The organism is Methylobacterium sp. WL116, assembly GCF_008039455.1.
Taxonomy (GTDB): Bacteria; Pseudomonadota; Alphaproteobacteria; order Rhizobiales; family Beijerinckiaceae; genus Methylobacterium.
In genome coordinates this window covers 1-2634 of the sequence record NZ_VRUV01000587.1, presented here as the reverse complement: position 1 = coordinate 2634, position 2634 = coordinate 1, and the positions used below count along the sequence as shown (strand labels likewise).

General features: G+C 73.8%; 3 protein-coding genes. All 3 read right to left on the bottom strand.

The window, feature by feature from the left end; genetic code table 11:
* On the bottom strand, positions 1 to 680 hold a 680-nt coding region (locus FV223_RS24895; protein WP_187276241.1), incomplete at its 3' end, for a dihydroxy-acid dehydratase.
* Positions 681 to 958: 278 nt separating this feature from the next.
* Complete coding sequence (locus FV223_RS24890) at positions 959 to 1921, bottom strand: NAD(P)-dependent oxidoreductase (protein ID WP_147729468.1); 963 nt, start codon at positions 1919 to 1921, stop codon at positions 959 to 961.
* A gap of 27 nt (positions 1922 to 1948) precedes the next feature.
* On the bottom strand, positions 1949 to 2539 hold the full coding sequence (rsmD, locus tag FV223_RS24885) for a 16S rRNA (guanine(966)-N(2))-methyltransferase RsmD (RefSeq protein ID WP_147729467.1): 591 nt from the start codon (positions 2537 to 2539) through the stop codon (positions 1949 to 1951).
* Positions 2540 to 2634 lie beyond the last annotated feature (95 nt).

Below are 2634 nucleotides of genomic sequence, written 5' to 3'. Positions count from 1 at the left end.
CGCTCGGCGTGCGGCGCGGGGATCGTCGCCGACATCGGCAGCGACAGGCCGAGCGCCTCGGCGATGCAGGCCATGGTGCTGGCCGTGCCCATCACCATGCAGGTGCCGACGGAGGGCGCGAGCCGGCCCTCCACGGCGGCGATCTCCGCCTCGTCGAGCTGGCCGGCGCGGTGCGCGCTCCAGAGCCGGCGGCAATCGGTGCAGGCGCCCAGAACCTCGCCCTTGTGGTGGCCCACCACCATCGGCCCGGTCGGGATCACCACCGTCGGCAGGTCGGCGCTGGCCGCGGCCATGATCTGAGCCGGAAGCGTCTTGTCGCAGCCGCCGATGACGATCACCGCGTCCATCGGCTGGGCGCGGATCATCTCCTCGGTCTCCATCGCCATCAGGTTGCGCAGGAACATCGAGGTCGGGTGCGCGAAGCTCTCGTGGATCGAGATGGTGGGGAACACCATCGGCATCGCGCCGGCGAGCATGACACCGCGCTTGGCCGCCTCGATCAGCGCCGGCACGTTGCCGTGGCATGGATTGAAGTCGCTGGCCGTGTTGGTGATGCCGACGATCGGCCGGTCGAGGGCGTCGTCGGAATAGCCCGCCGCCTTGATGAAGGCCTTGCGCAGGAACAGCGAGAACCCGGCATCGCCGTAGCTGGTGAGACCCTTTCGCAGACCCTTGCTCATCGTGCCGTTCCTCGCTCCGATCCAGGTTCACACACTCGGCGGCTCGGTTTCGGATCGGGGGCCGACCGGCTCCCTCTCCCATGGGAAGAGGATTGAAGTGAGGGGCGTGACCTCTCCGGAAAGCTCACGCCCCTCATCCTGTCCTTCTCCCCATGGGAGAAGGGACCCGCGCCATGTCACGGCTCCCAAGCGCCGTGTGCGCCCACCTCCGCGCGCGCACCGTCAGCCGTCAGCCGTCAGCCGTCAGCCGTCAGCCGTCAGCCGTCAGCCGTCAGCCGTCAGCGTTCCAGCGCGGCCGGGTTCACGAGGTTCCGCGGCCGCTCGCCGGACAGGATCCTGAGCATCTCCTCCACCGCCCCGAGGCCCATCGCGCGCAGACTCGTGGCGGTGGTTCCGGCGACGTGCGGCGTCAGCAGCAGGTTCGGGCAGGCGTGGAGCGGATGGTCGGGCGCCAGCGGCTGATGCTCGAACACGTCGAGCGCCGCGCCGCCGAGCCGGCCCGCGTTCAGCGCCGCCACCACCGCATCGGTCACGACGATCGGCCCGCGGGCGACGTTGATCAGTACCGCACCCGGGCGCATCTGCCCGATCAGCGCGGCGTCGACCAGCCCGCGCGTGGCGTCGGTGAGCGGGCAGGCGATCACCACCGCGTCGCTGCCCGAGAACAGCGTCGCGACGTCCACCGGCTCGACGAGCCCGCCATGGTCCGACGCGGTCCGCGACGCCCCGAGCACGCGCAGGCCGAAGCCGTGGCGGGCGATTCCCGCGACGCGGCGGCCGATCTCGCCCATCCCGAGGATGCCGAGCGTGGTGCCGCCGATCTCGGCGAGGTCATTGGCGCGGGTCTTGGCCGCGAGCCAGCCGTCCCGGCGCAGGCCGGCATCGACGTCGGCGAGCCGCCGCCGCAGGGCGAGGAGGGCGGAGAGGACGTACTCGGCCACCGCCCCGGTGTTGCTGCCGGGCAGGTTCGCCACCGGGATCCCGCGGGCAGTGGCGGCCGCCAGCGGCACGAAGTCCAGCCCGACGCCGTGGCGGACGATGCCGCGAAGCTTCGGCGCGTGGTCGAGGATGTCGTCGGGCAGCTGCGCGCGCACGATCATCCCGGCGGCGTCGGGGGCGAGCGCCCGCAGGGAGGACGCCGCCGTGTCGGGGGCGACGACGACGCGGGCATAGGGCGCCAGCATCGCGACCGCGTCGGGGTGGATCGGGTTGGTGAGGAGGACGAGGGGCAGGGGGGGCAAGGAACGGCCTTTCTCGCCTTGGGCAACTCAGCCCGTGAAGCGCGCCAGCGTGACCGCCGTGTCACCGTAGGTCCGCCGTTCCAGGTCCGTGAACCCCGCCGGCAGAGCGACGACCGCGTCGGCGGATTCCTCGATCACCACCAGGGCGTCGGGCGTCAACCAGCCGCCCTGCGCGGCCGCCGTCAGCGCTGCGGGCGCCAGGTCGCGGCCGTAGGGCGGATCGCAGAACACCAGGGAGAAGCGACCGGTGGTGCCCGAGGGGCCGAGCTTGGTCGCGTCCCGCCGGAACAGGCGGGTGCGCCCCTCGGCGCCGAACTGCTCGATGTTCTCGCGGATGACGCCGCGCGCCTCCGCCCCCTCGTCGACCAGCAGCGCGTAGGCCGCGCCGCGGGACAGCGCCTCGAAGCTCAGCGCGCCGGTGCCGGCGAACAGGTCGAGGATGCGGGCGCCCGGCACCGCGTCGTCGTAGGCGTGGGCCAGAACGTTGAACAACGCCTCCCGCAGGCGGTCCGAGGTCGGGCGGATCGCGTCGGAGCGCGGGGTGGCGAGGCGCCGGCCGCGCCAATCCCCCCCCCCCCAACAAACCCCCCCACGCCCCCCCCCCCCCCCCCCGCCCACCCCCCCCCCCCCCCCCCCCGGCGGCCCCCGCCCCCCCCCCCCCCCCCCCCCCCCCCTCCGGCCGGGCCTGGGCGCCGCGGCCCCCCCCCCCCCCC